Source organism: Pseudomonas sp. VE 267-6A (assembly GCF_024126555.1).
Lineage (GTDB): Bacteria > Pseudomonadota > Gammaproteobacteria > Pseudomonadales > Pseudomonadaceae > Aquipseudomonas > Aquipseudomonas palmensis.
In genome coordinates this window covers 1-1,303 of record NZ_JAMYBY010000044.1, presented here as the reverse complement: position 1 = coordinate 1,303, position 1,303 = coordinate 1, and the positions used below count along the sequence as shown (strand labels likewise).

1 pseudogene is annotated in these 1,303 nt (G+C 64.5%); it reads left to right on the top strand.

Annotation, left to right across the window (positions count from 1 at the left end):
* Positions 1-1,303, top strand: a pseudogene (locus NJH59_RS25350) (RHS repeat protein); the annotation flags it as partial.

Genomic DNA, 1,303 nt, shown 5'->3' with positions numbered 1-1,303 from the left:
TCATCCGCCACGTGCACCCCGACGGTAGCCAGGACCGCTACAGCTTTGATGAGCGCAGCAACCTGCTGCAGCACATCCGTCCCGACCACAGCACGCTGCACTACGCCTACGACGACCATGACCAGCTGATTAAGATCCGCGATGCCGAGGGTGGCCTTTGGCTGCGCGACTACGACGAGCGCGGCAACCTGGTAGAGACGGTCGACCCGCTGGGCAACAAGACCGAATTTGCCTACACCCCAAGCGGCCTGGTAAGTGCGATCAAGGACGCCAACGGCAACCAGAAGGCGTTGGCCTACAACGACGCCGGGCAACTGCTCGAGTACGTCGACTGCTCAGGCAAGACCAGCCAGTGGGCCTACAACGACTTCGGCCAGCTGGTGCAGTTCGCCGACGCAGCGGGCAACAAGACCGCCTATGAGTACAAGGCCGGGCAACTGTCCAGGGTCACCCACCCCGACAACACCGAAGAGCGCTTCGAACGTGATGCCGAAGGCCGTCTGCTGGCGTACCTCGACGCGCTCGACCGCTGCACCACCTGGACCTATTCCGGCGCCGGGCTTCTGGCCGAGCGCGTCGACGCCAACGAGCACACCCTGCGCTACCGCTGGGACAAACTGGGCCGCCTGATCGGCCTGGAAAACGAAAACACCAGCCAGGCGAACTTCGTGTACGACCCGGTCGGTCGCCTGTTGCAGGAGACCGGCTTCGATGGCCTGACCACCCGTTATCAATACGACCCGTACAGCGGTCGCCTGGCCTCGACCCAGGTCGGCCAGCGCCGCATCGACCTGCGTTTCGACCCCATGGGTCGGCTGGCCGAGCGTACCGCCAGGCTGGGCGATCAGTCCCAGACCGAGCGCTTTGCCTATGACGGCAACGGCAGGCTGATCCAGGCGATCAACGCGGCAAGCCAGCTGCAGTGGTTCCATGACGAGGCGGGCAATCTGACCCGCGAGCATCAGCATTACCTGGGGTTGCAGCAGCCGGTGGTGGCGGTGTGGACGCACGAGTACGACGTGCTCAACCAGCGCATCGCGACCGTACGCCCCGATGGCCACAGGGTCAGTTGGCTGACCTACGGCAGCGGCCACCTGCTGGGCATGAAGCTCGACCAGCACGACATGCTCAGCTACGAGCGCGATGACCTGCACCGTGAAGTGGCGCGCCATCAGGGCAACAAGCTGATGCAGACCCAGGCCTGGGACCCGGCCGGACGGCTGCAGGAGCAACTGCTAGGCAGCCACGACGGCAAGTCCACGTTGCTCAAGCGTCAGTACCAGTACGATGGCGCCGGGCAACT